The 24237-nt window shown below is 49.8% G+C and carries 16 protein-coding genes, 1 other RNA gene and 2 pseudogenes; 13 read left to right on the top strand and 6 right to left on the bottom strand.

The window, feature by feature from the left end; translation table 11 throughout:
- Positions 1 to 3: 3 nt before the first annotated feature.
- The 3 genes and pseudogenes from M4NBBH2_RS00900 to M4NBBH2_RS12185 all read left to right on the top strand — a co-directional run.
- Positions 4 to 1095: pseudogene (locus M4NBBH2_RS00900) on the top strand (IS256 family transposase); the annotation flags it as partial.
- 57 nt (positions 1096 to 1152) lie between these two features.
- Complete coding sequence (locus tag M4NBBH2_RS00895; RefSeq protein ID WP_116269219.1) at positions 1153 to 2400, top strand: IS256 family transposase; 1248 nt, start codon at positions 1153 to 1155, stop codon at positions 2398 to 2400.
- A 36-nt stretch (positions 2401 to 2436) separates the two neighbouring features.
- Positions 2437 to 2601 (top strand): annotated as a pseudogene (locus M4NBBH2_RS12185) (IS256 family transposase); the annotation flags it as partial.
- A gap of 226 nt (positions 2602 to 2827) precedes the next feature.
- Here M4NBBH2_RS12185 and msbA (M4NBBH2_RS00890) read toward each other — a convergent pair.
- The 3 genes from msbA (M4NBBH2_RS00890) to M4NBBH2_RS00880 all read right to left on the bottom strand — a co-directional run bounded on the left by msbA (M4NBBH2_RS00890) (position 2828) and on the right by M4NBBH2_RS00880 (position 8339).
- Complete coding sequence (gene msbA, locus M4NBBH2_RS00890) at positions 2828 to 4570, bottom strand: lipid A export permease/ATP-binding protein MsbA (RefSeq protein ID WP_116269338.1); 1743 nt, start codon at positions 4568 to 4570, stop codon at positions 2828 to 2830.
- Positions 4567 to 6324, bottom strand: coding sequence for a lipid A export permease/ATP-binding protein MsbA (gene msbA, locus M4NBBH2_RS00885; protein WP_116269337.1), 1758 nt, complete (start codon positions 6322 to 6324; stop codon positions 4567 to 4569). The genes msbA (M4NBBH2_RS00890) and msbA (M4NBBH2_RS00885) overlap by 4 nt, the downstream gene beginning before the upstream one ends.
- A 419-nt stretch (positions 6325 to 6743) precedes the next feature.
- Entirely contained in the window at positions 6744 to 8339 is a 1596-nt protein-coding gene (locus tag M4NBBH2_RS00880) for a DUF438 domain-containing protein (protein ID WP_202973731.1), read from the bottom strand.
- Positions 8340 to 8679: 340 nt separating this feature from the next.
- Here M4NBBH2_RS00880 and msrB point away from each other — a divergent pair, with 340 nt between their 5' ends.
- The 9 genes from msrB to M4NBBH2_RS00835 all read left to right on the top strand — a co-directional run bounded on the left by msrB (position 8680) and on the right by M4NBBH2_RS00835 (position 20255).
- Positions 8680 to 9684 (top strand): peptide-methionine (R)-S-oxide reductase MsrB, encoded by a 1005-nt coding sequence (msrB, locus tag M4NBBH2_RS12305; RefSeq protein ID WP_116269335.1) that lies wholly within the window; start codon positions 8680 to 8682, stop codon positions 9682 to 9684.
- 182 nt (positions 9685 to 9866) lie between these two features.
- A complete protein-coding gene (locus M4NBBH2_RS00870; protein ID WP_022443987.1) occupies positions 9867 to 10466 on the top strand; it encodes a LysR substrate-binding domain-containing protein in 600 nt (199 codons plus the stop codon).
- A 53-nt stretch (positions 10467 to 10519) separates the two neighbouring features.
- Positions 10520 to 10888: a transfer-messenger RNA gene (gene ssrA, locus M4NBBH2_RS00865) on the top strand.
- 191 nt (positions 10889 to 11079) lie between these two features.
- On the top strand, positions 11080 to 12411 hold the full coding sequence (locus M4NBBH2_RS00860) for a tyrosine-type recombinase/integrase (RefSeq protein ID WP_049687224.1): 1332 nt from the start codon (positions 11080 to 11082) through the stop codon (positions 12409 to 12411).
- 348 nt (positions 12412 to 12759) lie between these two features.
- The gene (locus tag M4NBBH2_RS00855) at positions 12760 to 15513 is read left to right on the top strand and encodes a DNA methyltransferase (RefSeq protein WP_116269334.1); all 2754 of its coding nucleotides are present in this window, start codon (positions 12760 to 12762) and stop codon (positions 15511 to 15513) included.
- A 5-nt stretch (positions 15514 to 15518) separates the two neighbouring features.
- Complete coding sequence (locus tag M4NBBH2_RS00850; protein ID WP_086936895.1) at positions 15519 to 17579, top strand: DEAD/DEAH box helicase; 2061 nt, start codon at positions 15519 to 15521, stop codon at positions 17577 to 17579.
- Positions 17580 to 17595: 16 nt separating this feature from the next.
- Positions 17596 to 17835, top strand: a complete 240-nt coding sequence (locus M4NBBH2_RS00845) for a hypothetical protein (protein WP_116269333.1) — start codon at positions 17596 to 17598, stop codon at positions 17833 to 17835.
- 139 nt (positions 17836 to 17974) lie between these two features.
- Positions 17975 to 18853 carry a GIY-YIG nuclease family protein gene (locus M4NBBH2_RS00840; protein ID WP_125064638.1) on the top strand — a complete coding sequence of 293 codons (879 nt, stop codon included), beginning with the start codon at positions 17975 to 17977 and terminating at the stop codon, positions 18851 to 18853.
- A gap of 178 nt (positions 18854 to 19031) precedes the next feature.
- Entirely contained in the window at positions 19032 to 20255 is a 1224-nt protein-coding gene (locus M4NBBH2_RS00835) for a hypothetical protein (protein ID WP_116269331.1), read from the top strand.
- A gap of 340 nt (positions 20256 to 20595) precedes the next feature.
- On the opposite strand, the gene M4NBBH2_RS00830 is transcribed toward M4NBBH2_RS00835, so the two are convergent.
- Together M4NBBH2_RS00830 and M4NBBH2_RS00825 are read right to left on the bottom strand one after the other, a co-directional pair.
- Positions 20596 to 21666, bottom strand: a complete 1071-nt coding sequence (locus M4NBBH2_RS00830) for an IS3 family transposase (protein WP_238691393.1) — start codon at positions 21664 to 21666, stop codon at positions 20596 to 20598.
- Positions 21666 to 22187, bottom strand: a complete 522-nt coding sequence (locus M4NBBH2_RS00825) for a hypothetical protein (protein WP_116269329.1) — start codon at positions 22185 to 22187, stop codon at positions 21666 to 21668. The genes M4NBBH2_RS00830 and M4NBBH2_RS00825 overlap by 1 nt, the downstream gene beginning before the upstream one ends.
- A 175-nt stretch (positions 22188 to 22362) precedes the next feature.
- Here M4NBBH2_RS00825 and M4NBBH2_RS00820 point away from each other — a divergent pair, with 175 nt between their 5' ends.
- Positions 22363 to 22905 carry a hypothetical protein gene (locus tag M4NBBH2_RS00820; RefSeq protein WP_049687218.1) on the top strand — a complete coding sequence of 181 codons (543 nt, stop codon included), beginning with the start codon at positions 22363 to 22365 and terminating at the stop codon, positions 22903 to 22905.
- Between the two features lie 500 nt (positions 22906 to 23405).
- On the opposite strand, the gene M4NBBH2_RS00815 is transcribed toward M4NBBH2_RS00820, so the two are convergent.
- Complete coding sequence (locus M4NBBH2_RS00815) at positions 23406 to 24050, bottom strand: LysE family translocator (protein WP_116269327.1); 645 nt, start codon at positions 24048 to 24050, stop codon at positions 23406 to 23408.
- Between the last annotated feature and the right edge of the window lie 187 nt (positions 24051 to 24237).

Genomic DNA, 24237 nt, shown 5'->3' with positions numbered 1-24237 from the left:
CAAATGAAACGAAAGACAGACCCCTTGGATAGTGTTGCAGGACAGATTTTAGAAAACGCCAAGAAATCCGGGCTTGAGATTAATACCGCAGAGGATGCGGAAAATCTTATGGCCCATATGCTCGGTCGGCTGCTGACTCAAATGCTTGACGGTGAAATGACCAATCATCTCGGTTACGAAAGAGGCGGTAAACGTGTCACCGAAAATGAGCGTAACGGGCATAGTTCGAAAACCCTCAAATCGTCCAGCCTTGGAAATATCCGTATTGACGTACCCAGAGACCGCAAGGGAGAGTTTGAGCCGAGGGTCGTTCCTAAGCATAAACGCCAGCTGGCGGGGTTTGAGGACAAGGTTCTGGCCTTGTACGCCAGAGGGCTCTCAACCCGGGAAATTCAAGGCTTTCTCTATGATGAATACGGTATGGAGACCAGTGCCGAATTTATCAGCGATGTTACGGACGCCATCCTTCCTGAGGTTGAAAAATGGCAGAACCGTCCTCTGGATCCGTTTTATACAACTGTTTTCTTTGACGCTATTCGAGTCAAAATCCGAGGTGATAATGGCATTGTTACCCCGAAAGCGGTCCATCTTGCCTTGGGCGTAAACGCCCAGGGCCGCAAGGAAGTTTTGGGGATGTGGGTCGCTGATAACGAAAGCGCAAAATATTGGCTTAAGGTCTTCACTGAACTCAAAAACAGGGGGGTGTCTGATATTCTGATTGCTGTCACAGACGGACTCAAGGGAATGAAGGAGGCGCTTGAAGCTGCCTTTCCCAACACTCTGCTGCAGACCTGCATTGTTCACCTGATCAGGAACAGTCTGAAATTCGTCGGATATAAGGATTACAAGGCCGTAGCCGGCGCGCTGAAGCCCATTTACCGGGCCGTAAACGCGGCTGATGCGCGGAAGGAACTGGACGCTTTTGCACAGTCGGAACTGGGGCTCAGATACCCTTACATCGCCAAACAGTGGATCGATTCCTGGGATAAGGTGATCCCCTTCTTTGATTTTTCCCCAAATATCCGCAGACTTATTTATACAACCAATGCCATAGAGAGCCTTAATCGGGATCTAAGAAAAGTAATTAAGACCCGGAGGGTGAGGAAAATTTTGTGGGTGACTCTGAGATAATTGCTCTTGGAGGAGCCTCAAATGAAACGAAAGACAGACCCCTTGGATAGTGTTGCAGGACAGATTTTAGAAAACGCCAAGAAATCCGGGCTTGAGATTAATACCGCAGAGGATGCGGAAAATCTTATGGCCCATATGCTCGGTCGGCTGCTGACTCAAATGCTTGACGGTGAAATGACCAATCATCTCGGTTACGAAAGAGGCGGTAAACGTGTCACCGAAAATGAGCGTAACGGGCATAGTTCGAAAACCCTCAAATCGTCCAGCCTTGGAAATATCCGTATTGACGTACCCAGAGACCGCAAGGGAGAGTTTGAGCCGAGGGTCGTTCCTAAGCATAAACGCCAGCTGGCGGGGTTTGAGGACAAGGTTCTGGCCTTGTACGCCAGAGGGCTCTCAACCCGGGAAATTCAAGGCTTTCTCTATGATGAATACGGTATGGAGACCAGTGCCGAATTTATCAGCGATGTTACGGACGCCATCCTTCCTGAGGTTGAAAAATGGCAGAACCGTCCTCTGGATCCGTTTTATACAACTGTTTTCTTTGACGCTATTCGAGTCAAAATCCGAGGTGATAATGGCATTGTTACCCCGAAAGCGGTCCATCTTGCCTTGGGCGTAAACGCCCAGGGCCGCAAGGAAGTTTTGGGGATGTGGGTCGCTGATAACGAAAGCGCAAAATATTGGCTTAAGGTCTTCACTGAACTCAAAAACAGGGGGGTGTCTGATATTCTGATTGCTGTCACAGACGGACTCAAGGGAATGAAGGAGGCGCTTGAAGCTGCCTTTCCCAACACTCTGCTGCAGACCTGCATTGTTCACCTGATCAGGAACAGTCTGAAATTCGTCGGATATAAGGATTACAAGGCCGTAGCCGGCGCGCTGAAGCCCATTTACCGGGCCGTAAACGCGGCTGATGCGCGGAAGGAACTGGACGCTTTTGCACAGTCGGAACTGGGGCTCAGATACCCTTACATCGCCAAACAGTGGATCGATTCCTGGGATAAGGTGATCCCCTTCTTTGATTTTTCCCCAAATATCCGCAGACTTATTTATACAACCAATGCCATAGAGAGCCTTAATCGGGATCTAAGAAAAGTAATTAAGACCCGAGCTGCTTTCCCTACTGAAACGGCTGCTTTGAAACTTCTCTTTCTGGCAATCCGGAAAGTAGAGAAAAGATGGGTGCGGCCTTCTCCATACTGGAGTGCCGCTATGAGAGAATTGGTTGTGCTATTTGGTGACCGAATCACCCCCTACATCGATTAACCTTGAACGAGCCGCCCACAAAAAATTACACACCCTCAGACCCGAGCTGCTTTCCCTACTGAAACGGCTGCTTTGAAACTTCTCTTTCTGGCAATCCGGAAAGTAGAGAAAAGATGGGTGCGGCCTTCTCCATACTGGAGTGCCGCTATGAGAGAATTGGTTGTGCTATTTGGTGACCGAATCACCCCCTACATCGATTAACCTTGAACGAGCCGCCCACAAAAAATTACACACCCTCCATGAGCTCCCTCTATAGTTATCTTGACAATCTCTATTATGGAAGCTTTATGGGCCACTATTCTTTTCTCAGGCTTTGCACTTGATTTGATAATTCACCACTAAAAAAATTTACACAATCCCTCTTCAGTATTTTCCAGAAAATCAATCTGTCACTGTTGTAGTAGGAAATTTTAATCACTATTTTCTCCTAAACTTCCTGCATTTTACAGAGTTTGGCATAAATCCCATTTTCTGTTAAAAGAGACTGATGATTTCCTTCTTCCTTTATTTCTCCATCTGATATTACATATATCCTATTGCAATCCTCGATAGTTGAAAGGCGATGTGCAACTGTAATTGAGATTTTCCCCTTGGTCAGATTTTTCAATGCATTCTTGATTTCGTTTTCGCTTTTGCTATCTAAAGCGCTAGTCGCTTCGTCAAGAATAATAATCGGGGCATTCTTTAGGATGGCCCGGGCTATCGATATTCTTTGCCTTTGTCCCCCTGAAAGCAGCTTTCCTCCTTCTCCGACGGATGTGTCGATGCCCTTAGGAAGGCTCTTAACCAGTCCTCTCAAATCAGCTGCATCTATTGCGGCATCGATTTCTTCTTCAGTTACTGAGCTCTTCACACCATATGTGATGTTGTTTTTTATAGTATCTTCAAAGAGGAATACATCCTGTGATACGAGAGACATCTGCGATCGGAGACTTTCAAGTGTGTAATCTCTGATATCAATTCCATCGATTGTTATCTTGCCCCCAGTTACTTCCAGAAATCTAGGAAGCAGGTTCACAATAGATGTCTTTCCGGAACCTGATTGCCCCACCAAGGCGATTGACTCACCTTTTTTGACGGTAAAAGAAATTCCCTTCAGTGCGTCTGCGTCTTGCCCAGGGTATCTGAGATGTACGTCTTCAAAGGCAATTCCTTGGTGAATTTCTTTGAGCTCCTTTTTGCCAGTATCTAGTTCAGGTTTGGCATCAATGACATCAAAGATGCTTTTTGCGGCCACAGAAATACTTGCAAAAGTAGAGTTAAGTCCTGCGAGATGTTGAACAGGAGCTTTGATCAGTAGAAGGGCGGACAGGAAGGTTACGAACTGACCGAATGTCAGCGCACCTCCTTGAGCTTCAATCAGCGCTACTGCCACGACGAATGCAACCGCGACCATTGTCAGAATCTGCGTCAGAGGCGTAGGAAGCCCCTGCAGAATATTGGTTTTCAGAGCCAAGCGGCGGATTCTCATGTTAACTTTTGAGAACCGTTCATCTTCAAAATCATATGAGTCGTTGATTTTGACAATTCGTTCCGCTTCATATGATTCCTGGATTCGGGAGATCATATTACCCAGCGTTTCCTGACTTTGTTTAACAACGACTTTGACTTTTTTGGATAGAAGACGAAGCACTATAAACAATGCCGGTCCAATGACAAACGTGACCAAAGTCAGAATCCAGTCGTGCCAGAACAGAACACATAGAAGACCGATGATTTGGACAGTATCGCGAATCATGACAGTAACTGAATCCGCTGCCCCTGAAAGGGCAATGGTAGATTCATTTACAAACTTTGAGCTTATGAGACCAGTAGATACTTTCTGATATTGGGATTCCGGCCAATGCAGTACGCTGTTGAAGAGTTCTTTTCGAAGGGTCACCAGTACAGACTGGCTTACCTGAGACATGATATAGGCGCTCAGGACTGTCGAAATGGCAAACACCAGGGTGACCGCGATCAATGCAGCAGGCAAAGCAAAAACCAGCCAGCTTCCTCCTTGGTAAAAACTCACGTCTGTCAGCTTACCTAAAAGGGTGGCTGTAGCGGATGAAGTTAACGCGGTGGCAATCAGAAAAATACTGGCAATGGCTATTTTTCCTTTATAAGGAAGAAAGTACTTATAAAGCCTCACCAGGTTTTCGTCTCTATGCTTCAGTATGTTAATCATTCTGTTTCCAAAACATGAAGAGATTGCAGATGGCAGAGATTAGCGAAGAGACCGCCTTTTTTCATCAGCTCATCCCGGGTCCCAACCTCTTTCACCTCCCCTTCAGCCATCGCAACAATAGTTGTGGCTCCGGATACTGTTGAAAGTCTGTGAGCGACAATAAACACTGTTCTGCCCTTCATCAGTTTTGCCAAAGCGTTTTTGATATGGGTTTCGCTGATGCTGTCAAGAGCGCTGGTTGCCTCATCCAAAATCAGGATAGGAGCGTCTTTCAGAATGGCGCGTGCAATAGAAATTCGCTGTTTCTGCCCGCCTGAGAGGAAATTTCCTGCTTCGCCAACCGGAGTCTCCAAACCTTTTGGCAGTGCATCGATGAATTCTCTCAGAGCAGCATCATCAATGGCCTTATTAATTTGCTCTTCTGACGCATTGGGAACTCCGTAGGCAATGTTGTTCCGTATCGTGTCGTCAAAGAGGATGACATCCTGAGAAACAATAGCGATTTGTTTTCTCAGGCTTTTTAATGTGATATCACGGGTGTCGTAGCCATCAATAAGGATACGTCCGGACGTTGGATTCCAGAATCGTGGAATCATGTTGACCAGAGATGTTTTTCCTGATCCCGAGAAGCCTACAAGAGCAACAGAATCGCCAGGATTGACTGTCAGGTTAAAGTTGTGTACGGCGTCACGTTCAGAATTAGGATAGCGTAGAGATACGTGATCAAAGATTACCTGCCCGCTGCAGTATTCCAGTTCTGTCTTTCCCCTATCTTCTTCTTCCTTTTCATCCAGAGTGGCAAAAATACTGTCTGCAGCTATCCTGATCATGATGAAGCCGGTATTCATGCCAGCCAGATTCTTGACAGGAGGAATGAGAAGAAGGAGAGCCGCGAGAAACGTAACAAACTGTCCTCGATCCAGAGCACCATTCTGCATCTGAAATACCGCGAATGTCAGAACAACCGCAATTCCGATCATGCATAGGACCTGAGACGCTGGAGTTCCAAGCGTTGTGATTTTCGTCATTCGCACCATCATTTTGTAGATTTCATTATTGATGTGAGAAAAACGGTCGTATTCAGCTTTATACGTATTGGAAATCTTGATCAGTCGGTGTGCTTCGTATACTTCCTTAACGCGTGAAAGAATACTCGCAAAAGATTCCTGGCACGATGCCATTACTGACTTTATTTTTCTCGATACATATCTAAGAAGTACGAAGATCAGCGGCCCGACGATCAAAGCTACAAGGGAGAGTTTCCAGTCCTGCCAGAAGAGAGTGACCACCAGACCGACCACCTGACTTGAATCACGAACCAGAATGATGCAGGACTTCGTCGCGTTTGAGAGCATGACATTTGCTTCAAACACAAATTTGGACGTGATGGCACCGGTGGAGTTGTTCTGATAGGCTGCAGAAGGCCATCGTAGCAATCGATGAAACATTTGCTGACGCAGTGTGGCGGATACGGACTGGCTGACTTTCCCGAGCAGATAGTTGCTCATAAACATGCTGCCGCCGTGAAGGAATGACACTCCGATCAGTCCAAGAGGTGCTGCGACGATAATCCAGGCAGCCTGGTTATAGAACCCCACATCTGTCAGCTTACCCAGCAGCCAGGCGATCAAAGAAGATGCTGCGCCTGCTGATACCATAAAAAAAATGGAAAGCGCGATGATGCCTTTATAGGGGGGCAAATAGCCTAAGAGTCTTTTCAGGCTTGAACCAGAAAAAAGATTCCTCAGTATCATGAAAGGTCTTAAAAACTAAATAAGCGGCAAGTTCAAGAGCATACGGAGAGGGCATCAAACAGATAAGGCTGAATTTCTGACTCAAAATGTTGAAAAACAGCGCTTTGACACCGATCTTGCCTAGATTGAAATCAAGTACTATTTTTGATGACTTAATTCCCTTGCCGTGACCGCTTCAGAATTCACGTAGAAAGCGGTCATAAACGGGAGGGCATTTGCTGATTCTTTCAGCGAAGCGCCCTGAATCCTGACAATATTAACCTGTTTCACCTACGGATATTGCATCGATTTGTCATTGGATAAGAGCTGTAGGCTTAGAGGGGAACACTGTCACGACAATTCATGAGCAATGAAAACAAAATCCCCTTTGACACTCCATATGAAGTCAAAGGGGATTGAAAGAGCTTAAAAGGCTTCTTTTAGTGCTTGGCAATCAGAGCAAGCAATGCGGACTTCAGCTCTTCAATAGAAAGACCGCTGTGACGGCTCATGTCACCGGCTGTTGCCTTGGGGATCATGATCCTTGCGAGCGGCGTCTTAAGGGCCTTGAAGACAGGCGAAATGGTAGACAGCTCATCCTTCAGCCAAGGGAAGGCTTTCAGGATATCCTCAAGACGGGTGGATTCCGTCAGGGTCTCAATGATGGAGGGCGTATCGGCCGCGTCAGACGCTTTGCCAGTCAGATTGCCATCCTTCGTTACAGGGGCGTCGTCGCTCGTACCGGGTTCCGAGATGCCATAGACCCGTTCCGGGGCATGGGTTTCGTTGCTCCAGGTGAGCAGTGTGCGGGATCCCGTCAGTTCGCGGATACGGGTGCAGTCCTGCATCGTCTCAAGAACGCCGCGGAACTTGCCATCCGCATCACGCACGGCGACATATCGAATGTAGATGAACGCGTCCTTCTTATTGATCCAGAAGTCAGCGACATCCTCTTCTCCGGCCTTGAACTTCGCGAGGATTTCTTCCACATACTTCACGCTCGTCTTCGGGTGGCAGTTACGGACCTGGCGGCCGATCACGTTCTTGCTTCGGGGGAAGATTCGATGCTCCGTATCGGAGTAGAACGCGACGAGATCATTTTCGTCGACGAAGGAGATATCAAGAGGCAGGTTCTGCAGTACGAGGTTCACCTGATCAAGCGTGAGTTTTCCGTTCCGCATTTCGAGCTTCTCATCAGAGCCGGCTCCGGAGGCGAGACCGTACTTAGCGAGAAGCTTTTGAAGATCGCTGACGAAACCCGTGGCTTCAGCCGCGGCGGCCGGAGCCGAAGCAACCGGGGCAGTTGCAGGGGCAGCGCCGGTATTTTCAAGCCAGGCGTAGCCGATCTCGGCGTCTCCCGAGCGCATGTCATCGAACTCCTTATTGCTGATCAGCATGAGGGAAGTCGGAAGAAGAATCTGCTCTTCCTTATTCATGAGATCGGTCAGATCGTCAATCAGAGCCTGCTGACGGGAGAGGAATTCGTCATCAGACCCAGCTTCGAGAAGCGCGCGGTTATCGCGAATTTCATCCCGGATCGTGTCGTCGAAGAGCCACATATGAGTGGACGGGCGGTCAAAGCCCTTCTTTTCAAGAACCGAGTAAAGCTGATTCTGTTTCCTGGAAAAATGCTTCTTGATCTCGGCGAGGCGATCATAAATATCAAGCCACTGATTGCGGATCACGGGATACTGCGCGAGATCCTCAATCTCTTTGACAATGCCGCGTTCCTTATCGTTTTCCTGGAAGTAGCGGGCAATCGGATGATCCTCGGGCAGCTCAGGACGGCTGCGATCCATGATGGGACCGTAGATCTTGAAAATATCGGAAATCCGATTCAGACGGCAGGCTTCATCGCCTTCTTCAGGGCTGATGTTCTGTTCAATCTGGGCGATCTCCCAGGGTTTCAGAGACTGGATTTCGCTCTTCAGCTGACGCTGCGCTTCTTCAAGTGAAATCTGGTTCTCGTCATAAGCCTTGCGGATAGCAACCGCCTTTTCTAGCTTAGCGTTATCAAGTCCGGGAATTTCTTTCAAGCTGGTTATGGCAACCCTGTGTTTTGTGTTGGGGGTGGTAGAAAACGGGAATCATTTTAAATGGAGACTCAGAAAAGCGAGAGGCTTATTTCTGTCGGAAAACTCTATGCACCGGGAGTCTTCTTAGACCGGGAAACTGACTGAATTTGCGTCAGATATCTTCACTGTAGGTAGCGACATTGATGCCCTTATAAGAAAAAGATTCGGACGCTATACTGCTGATATTGAAAATGGTTATTAATCCCGAAGGGAGGAAGAGACGATGCTGAGACGGACTTTGGCCTTGGGAGCGGCTTCGTTTTCTCTTCTGATTGCCTGCAGCAGGGGAGGAGCCCAATCCATGGAAAAAGATACAAGAATGCTTCCCGCGGAAAAGCCCCGGGCGGGAGAGAAGGAGATTTATCTCGCCGGCGGCTGCTTCTGGGGAACTGAACACTTCATGTCGAAGGTTGCTGGTGTCAGGGTGTCTGAGTCGGGATACGCCAATGGCACCGTTGCCAATCCAACTTATGAAGACGTGTGTACCGGCCGAACCGGAGCCGCGGAAACAGTGCATGTCATTTACGACCCTGAAAAAGCTGATCTGCCATTCCTTCTCGGTCTCTTCTTTGAAACCATTGATCCGACAAGCCTTAACCGCCAGGGGAATGACATCGGAACCCAGTACCGGACCGGCATTTTTTATACCGATCCAGGCGATAAACCCATCATTGAGGATGAGGTAAAGAAGCTCTCAGCCAAATATTCAAAGCCTCTGGCGCTTGAAGTGAAGCCGCTGACCTCCTTCTACCGGGCTGAGGAATACCATCAGGATTTTCTCGTGAAGCATCCGGACGGCTACTGCCATATTCCGCGGCGCCTGATGGAAGAGGCTGAGAAAGCCAAGTATCAGCCGACCCATAAGGGATTTCGAAAGGCCGGATCGCAGAGTCTCAAGGATCGCCTGACACCAGAACAGTATGACGTCACGCAGAACTGCGGCACCGAGCCGCCTTTCCATAACGCCTATTGGAATGAGCACCGGGCAGGGATCTATGTGGATATTGTGAGCGGAGAGCCGCTTTTCTCCTCTTCAGACAAATTTGATTCCGGCACCGGGTGGCCGAGCTTCACGAAGCCGATTTCAGAGTCCGCTCTGAAAAATACGACGGATACGTCGTACGGTATGGTGCGGACTGAGGTGAAATCAGCCGCGAGCGGATCTCACCTCGGGCACGTGTTTCCGGATGGGCCGTCTGATAAGGGCGGACTTCGCTACTGTATGAACAGCGCGTCTCTCCGGTTTATCCCGAAAGAGGAAATGGAGAAGGAAGGCTATGGGGCGTACCTGAAGTATGTGAAGTAAAAACAGTTCAGGCGTTCAGAACGAAACCGGAGATAGGGCAGCCTCTCTCCGGTTTTTCTTACGGCAGTTGATATCAGCTGCGCCAGGTATCCCGGAGGACATTCACCATCTCCCTGATGACAGAAAGCCCTCCGGCAGGAATAATAGTCACGCTCACTTATACACAGTAAAAGGGTTCCGGCATGGCATCTGCAGAAATATTGAAAATCGGGGCTTCGAAGGAAGTCCTTGAATCCCGGCTGAAAACCGTTCTTCCAAAGATTCATGAAACGTTTGATGGTCAGGTTCAGGTCATTGAAGAATCGGATACAGATGTGCTCGACGCGGTTATGTCGGGAGAGCTCGACGCCTGCTTCACTGTCAGGGGAGAGGAAGATGATGCGTTTAATCGCTGGCCCCTTTTCTTTGAGGACATCATGCTGATTTATCCGGATTCTCATATTCCGGTGGAGTCTCAGATGGATCTCGACGATGTGCCGTTCCTCGTGATTCCTGAAAAATCAGTCTGCAAAGACCGGATGCTTTCATGGCTGTCAGACGCCGGTCAGGCTCCGATCGGTATTGAGGAGGCGGGGGACTTTTTAACGATTATCCGTCTCGTTTCCGAAGGCGCGGGCTTCAGCGCGGTGCCGGGATCGCTTTTTGCCGGATCTCCTTATAAGACAGAGATTCAGGCGGATCCGATGGAAGAACCTTACCGTACGATGCGTATCGATCTTGTGGCACGAAAGGGAGTCCGCGAGGATGAGATTCGCAGACTTCTCGGGCTCTTTGGAAAATAAAGCGTCTTCTGTCTCACCGGAAAAAATAAAAGCGGGTAGAATAGACCTTCCTTGGGGCTGCCTTGGTTTCGACGTGGATTACGAAGGAGCACGGGGCATGTCGAGGTCCGAGATCCTCGTTAAACAGTTCGGAAAAGTAATAAACGCCAATAACAAGCGTTACGCTCTCGCTGCTTAATACCAGCGGGACGCTGCACCGGTTCGCCTGAGGGCCGGGTCAGCCTAAAAACTGACAGCAGCGCCATATACTCGGGCTGGATCCTGTTGGAGCCGTGACGGCAGGATTAAGATCAAGCGGCTGGTCTTCATATGGCCTGCTGGTGGGCATGGATGAAGATGAGATTTAAAGTTCATCAGATACGCATGTAGAACCGTCTTTGGACAATTTGCGGACGCGGGTTCGACTCCCGCCAGCTCCACCAGACACTAATCCCAGACTGTCTTAGGACGTCTGGGATTTTTTATTAAATCAATAAATTACAAGCGAATTCCGCCTATAGCCGTCCAAGTCTGTCTAAAGAAATCCATGTTTTTATGATGGGTGGTATGATGGGTAAATAAGAGTTAAAAAATCACATATATTTTTACCCATCATAAAAAGGAGGTTCCTCCCATGCCAAAAATCACAAAAGAGCTGACGGCACTTGAGGTTAAGCATTTGGGGTACGGAACCTTTTCTATTGGCGGAGTGAAAGGGCTTTACATCAGAAAAACTCCCCATCAGCAGTTCTTTTTCCTCCGATACAAAGACGAAAGCGGGCGCCATGATTATGCTTTAGGTAATTACCCTGAAGTGTCTGTCGCACAGGCACGAAAGGCTGCTGCTGATGCACGTGCGTCAATTGCCAAAGGGACCAACCCAATAGATGAAAGACAATCGGAGAGGGCAGCAAGACTGGCTGCTAAGCAGGCAGCTCAGGCAGAGCTCGAACAAAAAAAGCAGACCTTTGAAAAAATAGCCAATGAGTGGGTGGAGGATCGCGTTAACCATGGCTACTGGTCAAAGAATCATCGCGGGGAAAAAGACACTCGCCAAATCCTCAGCAGACACCTTTTCCCCATTATCGGTGCCAAGAACATTGATCAAATTACTCCGGAGGATATCCGGGAATGTCTGTCTCCCATTTGGCAGTCGGCGCCGTCAACGGCCAAAAAAGCACGTACGCATGCTCGAAAGATCTTTCAATGGGCGATCGCATTTCATAAACGAAAGAATAGGGAAAACCCTGCCGATATGGCAGGAGCGCTCGGCGTATTAATGGAGCCGTTTCAGAAGAACAGAAAGCCCAAGCAAAACCATGCGGCATGTCCGGTCGAAGAGATCCCCAGACTGATGGCAACGATTCATGGATACGATTCCATGTCGGCGCGGGCCTGTGAATTTGCCATTTTGACCGCTGCTCGGTCTCAAGCCGTGCGAATGGCTCAGTGGGACGAAATTGATTTGGAACAGGGAATATGGGTTATTCCGTTGGACCATGACAAAATTAAAGTGCCCAATAGAGACCGAACTATATTTCTGTCCTCCTTTGCTTTACAGCTCCTGAAGGGGCTAGTGCGTTATGAAGATAGTCCTTATGTCTTCCCCAGCTCTCATGGGAGCGCCTTTTCTGATGCAGCTTTAACCATGTTTTTGCGAGGTCTTCACGAAAAGCGCTTACAAAAAGACCATCGGGGCTGGATAGATCCCATCAAATCTTCAAAAATGGGCAAACCTTGCGTGATCACCCTGCATGGTACGGCGCGCGCTTCATTCCGCACGTGGGCGAAAGATGATGAATTGGAGAACAATCGCCGTTTTGATCAGCAGGCCGTGGAAATGTGCTTGCTCCACGCAAAGAATGATGCCTACAACGGCGCCTACGATCGCGCTCCCTTAGCCAAAGAGCGCCGGCGGATCATGGAAGCCTGGGGGAATTTTTGCATGTCGGAGATCCATAAATAACCCGGGTGGTTCTTAAAGTTTCGAGTGAGTAAACCTGATTTTTTGTTGAACTAGCTTTTGAGCGTGTGTCGACATTTTCTTGAGACCGCGGGAAAAAAGGTAAAAAACCAGAGAAACCTCTCGGACAGCAGCCCTGGGTTGTTTTGTGTCTGGCTGTTTTGCCATTCAATGTTTTTTCCAGGTGCTTACGAGCATCAGTAGAATTGAGAGCTATGTGAAAGCGGCTTTGGGAGAACCCAACCGTTTCGGGGCTGTTACACATTTTCAACGGGGCTGCTCATGAACAAATCGACGGAGATGGCGGCAGCTTCCCTTTCTTCCACGTGAACCGATTTGGCAGGATTAACAATGGCGGCGCTCAATCAGGCGAAGATCATCAAAGGCCTCAGAGAAATCACCTCAGGAGAGCCTGACCGCACCTTTTTCTTCAAGTTCCTGAAGCTTTACGGATTTCCCAGGACCACTATCCAAAAGCTCGAACATAACGATCCAGACCGGAATATTGCTCTTCGCGAAGGCGACTATGGCCTAACCAAACAGATTTTTTTCCGGGAGGCGAAGGGGCAGGACCCTAACGAGGTGCTTGAAAGCCTTCTGAACGCCCCCGAGTTGGAAAGATACAAGATTCGTTTCTTTATCGTTACCGACTTTGAAAGACTCGTAGCCTATGATCGCCGGGTAGACGACAGCATCGATATCGATTTTTCGGATCTTGCAAACAATTTTGATTTCTTCCTTCCACTTACAGGTCAATACGAGAAGCCGCTCGCATATGCTGCACATCCTGCAGACATTAAAGCCTGCGAAAAAATGGGGCGACTCTACGATGCGATACGAGAGTTGAATCATTATGAGAATGACGAATTACACGGGCTGAACGTCTTTCTCGCTCGGTTGCTCTTCTGCTATTTCGCAGAGGATACGGGAATTTTCCCTAAGCCTGGGCAGATGACAGTGGCGCTTGAATCCATGACTGCGAAAGATGGAAGCGATCTTCCACAGTTCTTCGAGACGCTCTTCGCGGCCCTGGGCACGCCAGAACAGGATCGGCGCCGTCTAAACCTTCCCGCGACGATTCGAGAGTTCCCCTTTGTGAATGAAGAGTTTTTCAGCGAACGGGGCTGCATTCCGAAGTTCAATACAAACGTCAGACGGCATCTGATTGCTGGCGGCAAGCTCTCCTGGAGGGAAGTTTCACCCGTCATTTTCGGTTCCATGTTTCAGTCGGTGATGGATCCTGAACTCAGGCGTGAACTCGGGGCGCACTACACAAGCGAAAAGAACATCTTCAAAGTGATTGGCCCTTTGTTTCTTGACGGGCTTAATGCAGAGCTCGAAAACATTCTTGGCATCAAGACAAAGTCTCTGAGAAAAAAGCGGCTAAAGGAGTTTCAGGAGAAGCTCGCTTCGATCAGGATAGGAGATCCTGCCTGCGGATCCGGCAACTTCCTTGTGGTTTCCTATCGAGAACTGAAGATGCTCGAACTTAGGGCGGTCAAGGCAATCCTGGATACAGATCCAGATCGCGGTAGATCTCTTTTGACCGACTGGATGAACCAGTACTCGAAGGTTTCAATCGACCATTTTTACGGGATGGAACTGGAAGAATTCCCTGCGTACATCGCCCGCGTGTCCATGTGGCTCATGGAGCATGTCATGAAGCAGAAGTTTGGCGCATTGCTCGGAGCGGTGTCGCCATCGCTCCCGCTTGAGGCCAAAGCAAATATCGCCTGTGTCAATGCACTCACAAGCGATTGGACCACAGTCTTTCCAGCAAAGCAACTCAGTTACATTATTGGCAATCCGCCTTTTGGTGGCGCGTTGCGCATCAGCAAGTCGCAAAAAGCGGAAGTACTCGCAATTTTCCCTGATGTTAAAGATGCGGGAAAACTTGACTATGTGACCTGTTGGTACCAGAAGGCAACACAGCTTATGTCGGTCAATCCTAGGATTGAGTGCGCTTTTGTTTCAACAAACTCTATTTGCCAGGGGGAGCAGGTAGCACCCCTGTGGGGAAAACTTTTCAGCGAAGGCGTTCATATCAACTTCGCCCATCAGACTTTCCAGTGGCGGAACGAGGCCCGCGGGAATGCCGGGGTTTATTGTGTTGTTGTCGGTTTCAGCAAGAAGGAAAGGGAGAGGAAATTCCTCTATCAGTATGAAAATCCGCAGGCAGAGCCAGTGACGGTACAAGTAAACCAGATCAACGCTTATCTGTTAGATGCGAAAGAATCTGTTTTCATAAGAAAGGCTTCTTCAGCTATTTCAGCAGATAAGCCGATGTTCTTGGGAAACATGCCGAACGATGGCGGTAACCTCATCATCGAGCCTGCAGACTATGCAACATTTTGGGCTGTTGAAAAGCTCCGTCCGTATATCAAAAAGCTAATCGGATCGCGCGAACTGCTCCATAGTGAAGAACGATTTTGCCTGTGGCTTCACAGTGCGCCAGAAGAGATTCTAAAAATTCAATTAGTGGCCGAACGAATAGAGCGATGTAGGTCCGTGAGACTTGCAAGCAGAGATCCTGGTTGCCGCAAGCTTGCACAACGGCCTCATGAGTTCCGGGACCTGAACAACCCAGAAAGCTGCATTGTTGTTCCGCGCGTTTCTTCTGAACGACGGGAATATATTCCTATGGGGTTCATCGGTAGCGACACGATCCTTACGGATCTTTGCCATATGGTGCCAAACGGTACTCCCTATGACTTCGGCATTCTCGAATCCCGCATGCACATGGTATGGATGCGGACAGTATGCGGGCGGCTAGAATCGCGGTATCGCTATTCTCGCAATCTCTGCTACAACACTTTCCCTTGGCCGCAGGTCTCGGAAAAGCAGCGAGAGCAGATTGAAAATCTCGCTCGCAACATCCTCATGATCCGCGAGTCCTATCCTGGGACAACGCTTGCTGATCTCTATGATCCGGACAAAATGCCCTCCGACCTGAGAAAAGCTCATTACGAGCTTGATGTCGCGGTTGAACGCCTTTACCGTAGGAAACCGTTCCAGAGCGATGAAGAGCGTCTATCGCATCTCTTCAGGCGCTACGAAAAGCTGGTTTCCCACGAAGACGACTCTTCCCTCTTTAATGAGGAATGAACAAGATGACAGATATTCTTACCGTTCGTTATGCCCAGACCGGCAAAAGCACGGCTCCAAATAACATGGGCATGCGTGAGATGCAAGCCCGTGCTTATGAAAAGAGGGATGCGCAGTATCTTCTTATCAAAGCCCCGCCTGCTTCTGGTAAGTCCCGTGCTCTCATGTTCATCGCGCTCGATAAGTTGTTCAAGCAGGGATTGAAAAAAGTCATTATTGCCGTGCCCGAGATGTCGATTGGCGGTTCCTTTAAGGATACAGACCTTACCTCTCATGGTTTCTTTGCCGATTGGAAGGTCGATCCTCGCTACAACCTCTGCACTCCAGGAAACGAGGGTAAGGTAGACCGCGTGATCGAATTCCTCGAAGATCCGTCGGCGCGAGCCCTCATCTGCACTCATGCAACCTTTCGGTTTGCTTATGACCGAGCCGGAAGTGCTCGGAAGTTTAACCAGACGTTGGTCGCAATCGACGAATTTCACCATGCCTCGGCAGAGGAAGGCAACATTTTGGGCGGCATTGTGAGTGATCTGATGGCGCGCTCCACCGCCCATATCGTCGCGATGACAGGCTCTTATTTCCGGGGTGACGCCGTACCGATTCTGACGCCGGAGGATGAAGCAAAGTTCACTCAGGTCACCTATACCTACTACGAACAGCTGAACGGCTACAAATATCTGAAGTCTCTGGGCATCGGTTACCACTTTTATCAGGGACGCTATTTTGACGCGCTCAAAGAAGTCCTGGATGTTACGAAAAAGACCATCATTCACATCCCAAACGTCAACTCGATGGAGTCTACGGGCCAGAAGCTGGATGAAGTAGATCGCATCATGGATGTCATCGGCGATGTGCAGGGACAGGATCCTGAAACTGGCATTTATCGCGTGAAAACCCGCAGTGGAAAGATTCTCTTTGTAGCCGACCTAGTAACCGATACGCCGATCCGTCAAAACGTTCTGACCTATCTCCGGAACATCAAGAACGCGAGCCAGATGGACATCATCATCGCGCTTGGCATGGCAAAAGAAGGCTTCGACTGGCCCTGGTGCGAACACGTACTCACAATTGGCTATCGCTCATCGCTTACCGAGATCATCCAGATTATCGGTCGCGCTACCCGTGATTGTGAGGGCAAGACTCACGCGCAGTTTACAAACCTCATCGCACAGCCCGATGCAGAGGATGAGGACGTTCGAAACTCGGTCAACAACATGCTGAAGGCGATCACGGTATCGCTATTGATGGAGCAGATTCTTGCTCCCAATATTACCTTCAAGCCTCGTTCCCTCATCGGGTCGGGGGAAGCTCTCCCGCCAGGCACCGTGATTATCGATGATTCGGAGGCGCCTGTGAGCGCCAGGGTCGCTCAGATTCTTGCCAACGGTGGCACTCAAGACGTCATCACTGCAGCCTTGCAGAACACCAGGGCTATTGCTCCGATGATCACAGGAGAAAGCACGCCAGAGCTCTTCACGGAGGAAACGCTCCCTAAGATAGTGACTCAGCTTTATCCTGACATCACCCCGGATGAAGCCAAGACCATTGCGAAGGCAGCGCAGACCGCCATGGCGATCCACAGCAACGGCGGCCTCGTTCCCGAGGACGAGCTTCCTCCAGGCGTAGAAATAGCTGACGATTCAGGCTCCATGGTCTCGGACTCTCTAGATTCAGGCTCTGCCGGAGGGGATGAGAATCAAGAAGGCCGTGATCCGCAGCGCCGTGTATCCGAGTTTCTCAAGGTGGGTGAAAAATTCATCAACATCGAAAAACTCAATATCGATCTCATTTCGAAGATCAATCCCTTCCAGGGAGCCTATGAGATCCTCTCCAAGTCGGTCGACGCCCCGATGTTGAAGACTATTCAGGATATCGTGGTCTCAAACCGTTCAGGTGTCACAGAAGAAGAAGCGGTTCTCCTCTGGCCTAATATTCAAGAGTTTGTGCAGGAACATGGCGGCAAGAAGCCCTCGCTTTCTTCCGAGGACGCCTATGAGAGACGGCTCGCTGAGGTACTTGCCTTCATCGCGAAGAAGCGCGCCGAGAAGCTGGCCCAGCAGGCCTGAAAGAGAGGGAAAAGTAATGCCTGACTTCAAATCCCCGCTTTCCTTTGATGACATTATTTCAGGAAATTGTGATCCTCAGGGGATTCTGAATGACCTGAAGCCCGAGATGAAGAAAAAGTCTGCGCCAGCCGATTCGCTTGCCCGCAGACAGTTCGAGGAAATCAACGCTTTTCGGGAGCGGACGGGCCGCCCCCCTTTCTACGGTGCGACAGATATCAATGAAATGCAGCTTGGAGCGCGCCTGAAAACCCTTTGAGGGAAATGCAAAGCTTGCAGCAGAAGTTTCTGACCTCGATTGCTATGGCCTTCTTGCAAGTACCAGCGTCCACACCAAAGAACACGCCAAAGAAGAAAGTCTTCCAGTTTCTGCCACGGTATCCAGTTTTGATGATGTATTGAACGCCGCCGGAGCGCTTTTGGGGGATTCGGATCCCTCTATTTTTCAGATCGAGCATGTGACCGAGCAGCGGGCAGACGCAAGACACTGGCCGGACGAAATTGCGAACCGGAAGCCTTGCAAAGACTTCTATAACTTTGAAAAACTCTTCCGGGATATGCAGCGTGACATCATCAACAGGAAGGCTCAGACGGCCTGTTTCAAAAGCAGTTCCCAGATTGTGCCTGGCGATTTCTTCATCCTGAGCGGCCTTCTTTGTTTTGTGGACAGCGTCCTGAAAGAGGGGCAGGACCGAGCAGGGCAGGACAATCCTCGCTATCGCGTCATCTTTGAAAATGGAGTTGAAACCAACATCCTGAAGCTCTCGCTTGCGAGAGCGCTTTATCAAGACAGCAACGGGCGCCGCATTATTCCCGATCCTTCAACCGTGGAAAATAATTTCTTAGGCCTTTCTCGCAAAGATCGGGCGACAGGCTGCATCTATATCCTCGCTAGCGAAACCAAGGCTCCGGCTCTTGCAGACCTTAAGAATCAGGGGCGGCTCGTAAAAATCGGGTATTCGACCCAAAGCGTCAACGAAAGAATTAAGAACGCGGAAAACGACCCTACCTATCTTGAGGCGCCGGTCAGAGTTCTAGCCTCCCTTGACTGCTATAACCTCAATCCCCAGAAGGTGGAATACCTGATCCATGCTTTTCTGGCTAAGCAGCGAGTCAACATCACGATCATCAGCTCTAAAGGCGTTCCATACAAACCGGTTGAATGGTTTGCGGTGGATCGCGACACAGCGGTCGCAGTTGCCGAACACATCGTAAAGGGTGACATCCTGAACTACCGTATGGACAATACAACAGGAAGAATAAAGCGAGTGGCATGAGCCGGGAGGGATTGGCAGGACCCGTAGGATCAAAAAACGAGACTCGGATAAAACATTTACCTTCTTGAGGAAAGTCAGTTCTCTGCGGTTCGGGTAAGCTATTTTCTATAGTTGGGTCTGTTTTGATGTCGGATAGTCAATTTCTCGTCAAGATCCCGTTTTCATTCTCGGGGGCCCCATGAGCCAAACGCTTTCCATTCAAACCTTTCTTCGGAAATACCCCGCAGACCTTGTGGCCCGGTATTTCGGCTCTGTCTACGGTTGCAAAAGTTCAGCCCTTGCAAAGAGATCAAGCTCGCGACAGGGTAAGATCGTCGCCTGGCAGGGACTGCAGCCGGAGGTCCGAGATAAGGTAGAGAGCGAGCTCGGCGAAGTGATCGCGATGTCTGATGAAACTGGCCTTCACGCGATTCAGACTCTGCTCAGCTTCGACACTCTGGCACCAATAGAAAAAAACGGGGATGAATGCAAAAAAGAAGCCGAAACCATTGAAACTAGGGTATTCAGGACTTTTATCGAGCGCAAAAGTATTTGGCCACAGGCTGTCGATTTAGCATTTGCAGACCGTATTTCGAGCCGTTTTTGGAAAAAACGCAACAATGTCCCAGCGGATGGTCTGGATACATCTCGCGAAGCGTGTGAGGCACTCAAGGAAAGAATTGGCGCCTTTCTGGCAAAGACGGATAGCCGCGGGAAAAGTTGTGATGTCGAAAAAATCGAGCGCGACGATCGCATCTATTTCTTCGCGTCGTTTGAAGACTTTGCTCGTAGCAGCGAAGAATGGCAACGTGGAAAGCTCACATCCAGGCCCGTTAAACGCGCCAAGAAGCTGGTTTTTCTATACGACTCGATTGAGGAATCTCTGTCGATATACTGCAAGGGATTCTCAAAGCTTTACGAAGACCTGGAGGCCATTTTCGCAGAATCATGCCTGGGGATTAGCAAGCTTTCCTGTTCAAAAACAGACCTGAGTGTATATGATCTGACTCCGTTGCTTTCATCAGATTTTTCGTTCACTTGGCCTCCCACCAGTCGGATCGTCTCGGCGGATATCGCCAAGTTGCGCCTTACTCATCTCGCGAAAAACCGCAGGATTATCTTCGAGGCGCCTCCTAAAGGCGGTTCGCAGGATATTCAGGAGATGCTCTCCGAATTCAAGAAACGTCAGTCTCTTGACCCCTACAAGGTATCTCAGGCCGAAATCAAAGTCAGGTACAAGACCGAAAACGGTTCCACCAGATCAAAGCGAGTGGCTGTGACATGTCCTTGTTGGTGCAACCTGGCTTCGGCTGAGATTGATAGCATGATTCAACAAATGTTTATCATGTCAGGCATCGAGCCGCATAAGAGGGTGGGTGATGGCACGCCCAAAGAAGAGAGAACCAGCGCCACTTCCTTCTGATGATCCACTGCGTCAGCTCCTGGCTTCTGTTTCTCCTGAAAGGCGAACTCTTACCTTTAGCGAACAGCAGAGAGAAGAGGGCGGCTGGTCCGATAGCAGGTGGAAGGCGTTGCTTGACGCAGATCTGGTAAAACCGGCGCCTCCGTCGAAAACAGCAAACTGCGATAGGTGTGAGCAACAATGCATCAACCTTGACGTCATCCAGCCCTACGGCAGGAAAGACGCGACCTTCATCGTCTGCCCGGCACACCACGGAGACATCATTGCTATAAATCCATCGGTGAGTGTCAAATGATCTTTCGCCGAAATTGTTCGTAAAAAAATAGGTTGCAGTGTTTGTTCAAGCAGCCCCCGGCAAACGCTTTTCCTCAAGCTGTCCATTTTCGGGGTTAAGCCATACCCTGCCGATCGGAGTGCAGTTCAGCACGGAATCGCCGATCCAGCGCTCCGGGTGGTTTCTGCGAGCCTCCAGCATCGTTTCCCTGCGTCGGCGCAGCACCTCCGCATCTTCGCAGCGGTAACGCTGTCCGGGTGTAACCATTCGGATGCCGCGATGTCTGTGGTGCTCGTTGTAATGTTCCACAAAACTTTGCACCCATTGTTCAGCTTCCTCGACGCTGTTAAAGCCGTCTCGGGGATACAGGCAATCGCCGCTGTACTTAAGCGTACGGAAAAAGGACTCAGAATACGGGTTGTCGTTACTGACTCGCGGACGGCTGTGCGAGAAGATAATTCCGTTCTTCTCAAGCAAAGCCATAGTGGGCGCGGCTTTCATGCTCGCGCCATTGTCTGAATGCACGACAAGCTGTCCGGGCCTGATTCCATATTTTCTGAAGGCATCTCCGAGAAAGCGCACGGCAAAATCAGCATTGTCTGCGTCGAACACCCTGGCACTCACAACCATACGGCTATAGACGTCGACAATGACGTACGCGTAGTAGAACCAGCCCGTGTAAGTGCTGGAGCGAAGATAGGTGATGTCCCAGGTCCATACTTCATTAGGCTTCTCCGCGCTGTAAGCGGTCGGCCTGCTGCGGAGACGGGCTTTCCGGGTGGGAGCGCGGCGCGCGTTCAATCCCCGCGCTCTGAAAAGACGGTAAAGCGTAGAGAGAGAACACCAGTACTCCTTGTTTTCATCCAGAAGCTTGTAGAAAGCCTGCGTCAGGCTGAGATCGCGCACATCCTCCCGACAGAATCGCTCCACGATCTGCTCCCGCAAATCCTCCGGGATTTGCCGGGAGCTCGTAAAATTGCTCCGGTCGAGCCGTCCATCGCCATCAGGGGCATGCCGCCAGTTTTGCAATGTACGCGGAGTAATTCCAACTGCTTCGCAGGACAGCCTCTGCGACAGTCCCAGCGATTGACCGAAATCGACCAGTGAAATAATTTCCTGACGATCCTGGGCACTGATCAGTTTTCCTTTTCCCCCCAGATCGCCTCGGCTTTTTTTGACAGCATCAGCATCGTCGCAGCATCAGCCAATGCTTTGTCTTTTCTGGAAATTTCCTGAGCCTGTCTTGCGTTTTCCTTCTTGAGCTCGGTAATAGCGGAAGCCTGGGCTTCATGCTGTCTCTTGTCTACGGCATCCGGGTGTTTGCTGAACCATTCGGCCCAGGCGTCCACAGTGGATGCGAGATAGCCGTGTTTACGGCAGTATTGACCGAAGTCAGTCTCGCTCAGGAATGCTTTGGCGTTGACAGCGGTATGGGCTTGCAGGTAGGTCACACCCTTAGGAAGCTTAAGGTCGGCCATGGGCTTGGAAATTCCTGTGTTAGGCAGCGTGACGCAGTCTGATTTCTCTTTTGCCTTCTCGAGCCAGTACCTGATTGTTGATTTGCCTATCGAGTACTGAACGGAGGCTTCAGAGATTCGAAGCTCTTTGCTCAGAATGCGGGCCACGAGGTTATCTATAAACTCCTGCGAATATCGCATGTTTTACCACTCCATGTAAGACTGAAAGAGTGGCGAAAGTTATTTTGACAGATAATGCTGTTATCAAAGGCTGACGGTTTGCATTCACAATGGATTTGAGAAAATGGGAGGCTTTGGAAGTGGGAGGCGCCCTGAGCGCACACGGTACGCAGTAGAAGATATGCGCTCTATCCCGATGAGTTGGATCAAGGTGAATAAGGCTGCATTGTTAAAGGCACCACGGGTCATCAATTGGAAGGTTGGTGATTCTTCATACGGCAGTGCATTGATCGGGCTGGAGGGCAACAGCGTACGCGTAACCTTTCAGGTTCGAGAGGCAAAGGATCGACCGTGGCAGCATCTAGCGGTTTCGGTCGAAACGATTGAGCAACCTTGCCATCTCGGTGGGGTACGCCGATGGTTTGTGTGCCCGAGATGCGGACAGCGAGTAGGAACGCTGTACATTGGTTCAGACGTGGGCTGCCGGCACTGCATGCGGCTTACTTACTGGAGTGCCCAAGCCGACAAAATGGAAAGGCTTCGATTGAAAAAGAAAAAAATCCTATCTCGGATGGAGGGAGGGCATTTGGCCGCGCCGCAGCGGATGCAACAGAAAACTTACTTACGACACCTACAACAGTACCAGAAGGTAGAAGAGCAGATTAACGAACTGTTTCTCCTGGAAATACAGAAAATTTTGCAGACTCGGGTTCCGCTCGGAAAAAACGGATGGTTGTAACTGTACCGTCTGTCGGTGAGATAAGAGACAGAACGAGAGGATTGACCACCCCGAGGCGGGTAAAAATAAAAAACTCAGCCGAACCTAGACCGCGTCTTTAACGATTTTTTTGCGCGTGCAAAATTTTTTGGACCGCAAGATAAAATAAGAGATGGGAGAAAAAGGGGGTTTTAGAGGTTTTTACCCTTTTCCTGAGCGACCGTAGAAAAATGTCAGCAAGGGAAAATGAGGAAAGTTGCACTTGAATCCTCGGCGCCCAGCAAGAATTTTATGATGGGTAAGATGATGGGTAAATTTTTTTAACCCGTCTGTAAGCCCTGATAATAGGGGATTCTTTGCTCCCGCCAGCCCACCAAGATCCAGAATCCCAGCCGATACCGGCTGGGATTTTTTTGTGGGTGCAATGCGAGGAACTTAACTGTCAGGATGGACTCTGGCAATTGAAGACCGCCCGATCCAGCATCTTGGTTTGTGTCAGAGGGGGAAAGGGGGGGAGAAAATTACGCTCCCGTCTGATGAGACACGATCTGATAAAGCGCTGAGATCGCGAGAAGAACAAAGATAACGGCGGATCCCTTGTTCAGAACACGCTGCCACATGGGTTTCTTCAGCCGAAGAGACAAAGCCCCGGCAAAAAACGCGATCAGGGTGAAGACAAGCAGTGTCGCTGCGATGAATGTGATTCCCATGATGAGCATCTGTACCCAAACCGGCGCGGCGCCGGCCCCCTCGAACAGAAACTGAGGAAAGAACGCTAGAAAAAAGATCTGTACCTTGGGGTTCGTGATGTTCATCAGTGTGCCGCGCCGCCAGGCAGCCTGCGGAGCGAGGGATGAAACCCGGGCTGAGGGTTCAGCCACGATCGGAGCGTGCCAGGCTCCCCAGGCGATATAAAGAAGATAGAGTGCTCCGAGCACGCAGATAGCTCCGAAGAGCCACGTGCTCGCCGCGACTACAGCCGCAAGCCCCAGCGTGGCGCAGAGTGTCTGGAATACGAGTCCCGTGCAGAGCCCCAGAATCACGAAGAAACCGGATCTGAAGCCGTTTGTCGCGGACTGCAGGAGAACAAAAATGTTATCCGGTCCGGGGACAAAAGCGAGAAAGATGCTGGCTGAAAGAAAGCCAAGCCATCCAGAAAATTCCATTGACAGCTCCTGATGCGGGGAAAGAGAAAATAGACGAAGAGTGACGGGGAATGGAACCGGGTCGTCTGCCTGATGAGAGATTGTAATTTTTATGGGCGAATTATCACTTCAAGTGCAAAGCCTGAGAAAAGAATAGTGGCCCATAAAGCTTCCATAATAGAGATTGTCAAGATAACTATAGAGGGAG

It is taken from the genome of Mesosutterella multiformis (assembly GCF_003402575.1).
Classification (GTDB): Bacteria; Pseudomonadota; Gammaproteobacteria; order Burkholderiales; family Burkholderiaceae_F; genus Mesosutterella; species Mesosutterella multiformis.
The sequence above is the reverse complement of the archived record's forward strand: the minus strand, read 5'-3'. Positions and strand labels throughout refer to the sequence as shown.

Excerpts from the sequence above, each read along its gene's own strand:
- M4NBBH2_RS00895 (WP_116269219.1), top strand. The coding sequence starts at position 1,153 with ATGAAACGAAAGACAGACCCCTTGGATAGTGTTGCAGGACAGATTTTA.
- msbA (WP_116269338.1), bottom strand. The coding sequence starts at position 4,570 with ATGATTAACATACTGAAGCATAGAGACGAAAACCTGGTGAGGCTTTAT.
- msbA (WP_116269337.1), bottom strand. The coding sequence starts at position 6,324 with ATGATACTGAGGAATCTTTTTTCTGGTTCAAGCCTGAAAAGACTCTTA.
- msrB (WP_116269335.1), top strand. The coding sequence starts at position 8,680 with ATGGAAAAAGATACAAGAATGCTTCCCGCGGAAAAGCCCCGGGCGGGA.
- M4NBBH2_RS00870 (WP_022443987.1), top strand. The coding sequence starts at position 9,867 with ATGGCATCTGCAGAAATATTGAAAATCGGGGCTTCGAAGGAAGTCCTT.
- M4NBBH2_RS00860 (WP_049687224.1), top strand. The coding sequence starts at position 11,080 with ATGCCAAAAATCACAAAAGAGCTGACGGCACTTGAGGTTAAGCATTTG.
- M4NBBH2_RS00855 (WP_116269334.1), top strand. The coding sequence starts at position 12,760 with ATGGCGGCGCTCAATCAGGCGAAGATCATCAAAGGCCTCAGAGAAATC.
- M4NBBH2_RS00850 (WP_086936895.1), top strand. The coding sequence starts at position 15,519 with ATGACAGATATTCTTACCGTTCGTTATGCCCAGACCGGCAAAAGCACG.
- M4NBBH2_RS00845 (WP_116269333.1), top strand. The coding sequence starts at position 17,596 with ATGCCTGACTTCAAATCCCCGCTTTCCTTTGATGACATTATTTCAGGA.
- M4NBBH2_RS00835 (WP_116269331.1), top strand. The coding sequence starts at position 19,032 with ATGAGCCAAACGCTTTCCATTCAAACCTTTCTTCGGAAATACCCCGCA.
- M4NBBH2_RS00825 (WP_116269329.1), bottom strand. The coding sequence starts at position 22,187 with ATGCGATATTCGCAGGAGTTTATAGATAACCTCGTGGCCCGCATTCTG.
- M4NBBH2_RS00820 (WP_049687218.1), top strand. The coding sequence starts at position 22,363 with ATGAGTTGGATCAAGGTGAATAAGGCTGCATTGTTAAAGGCACCACGG.
- M4NBBH2_RS00815 (WP_116269327.1), bottom strand. The coding sequence starts at position 24,050 with ATGGAATTTTCTGGATGGCTTGGCTTTCTTTCAGCCAGCATCTTTCTC.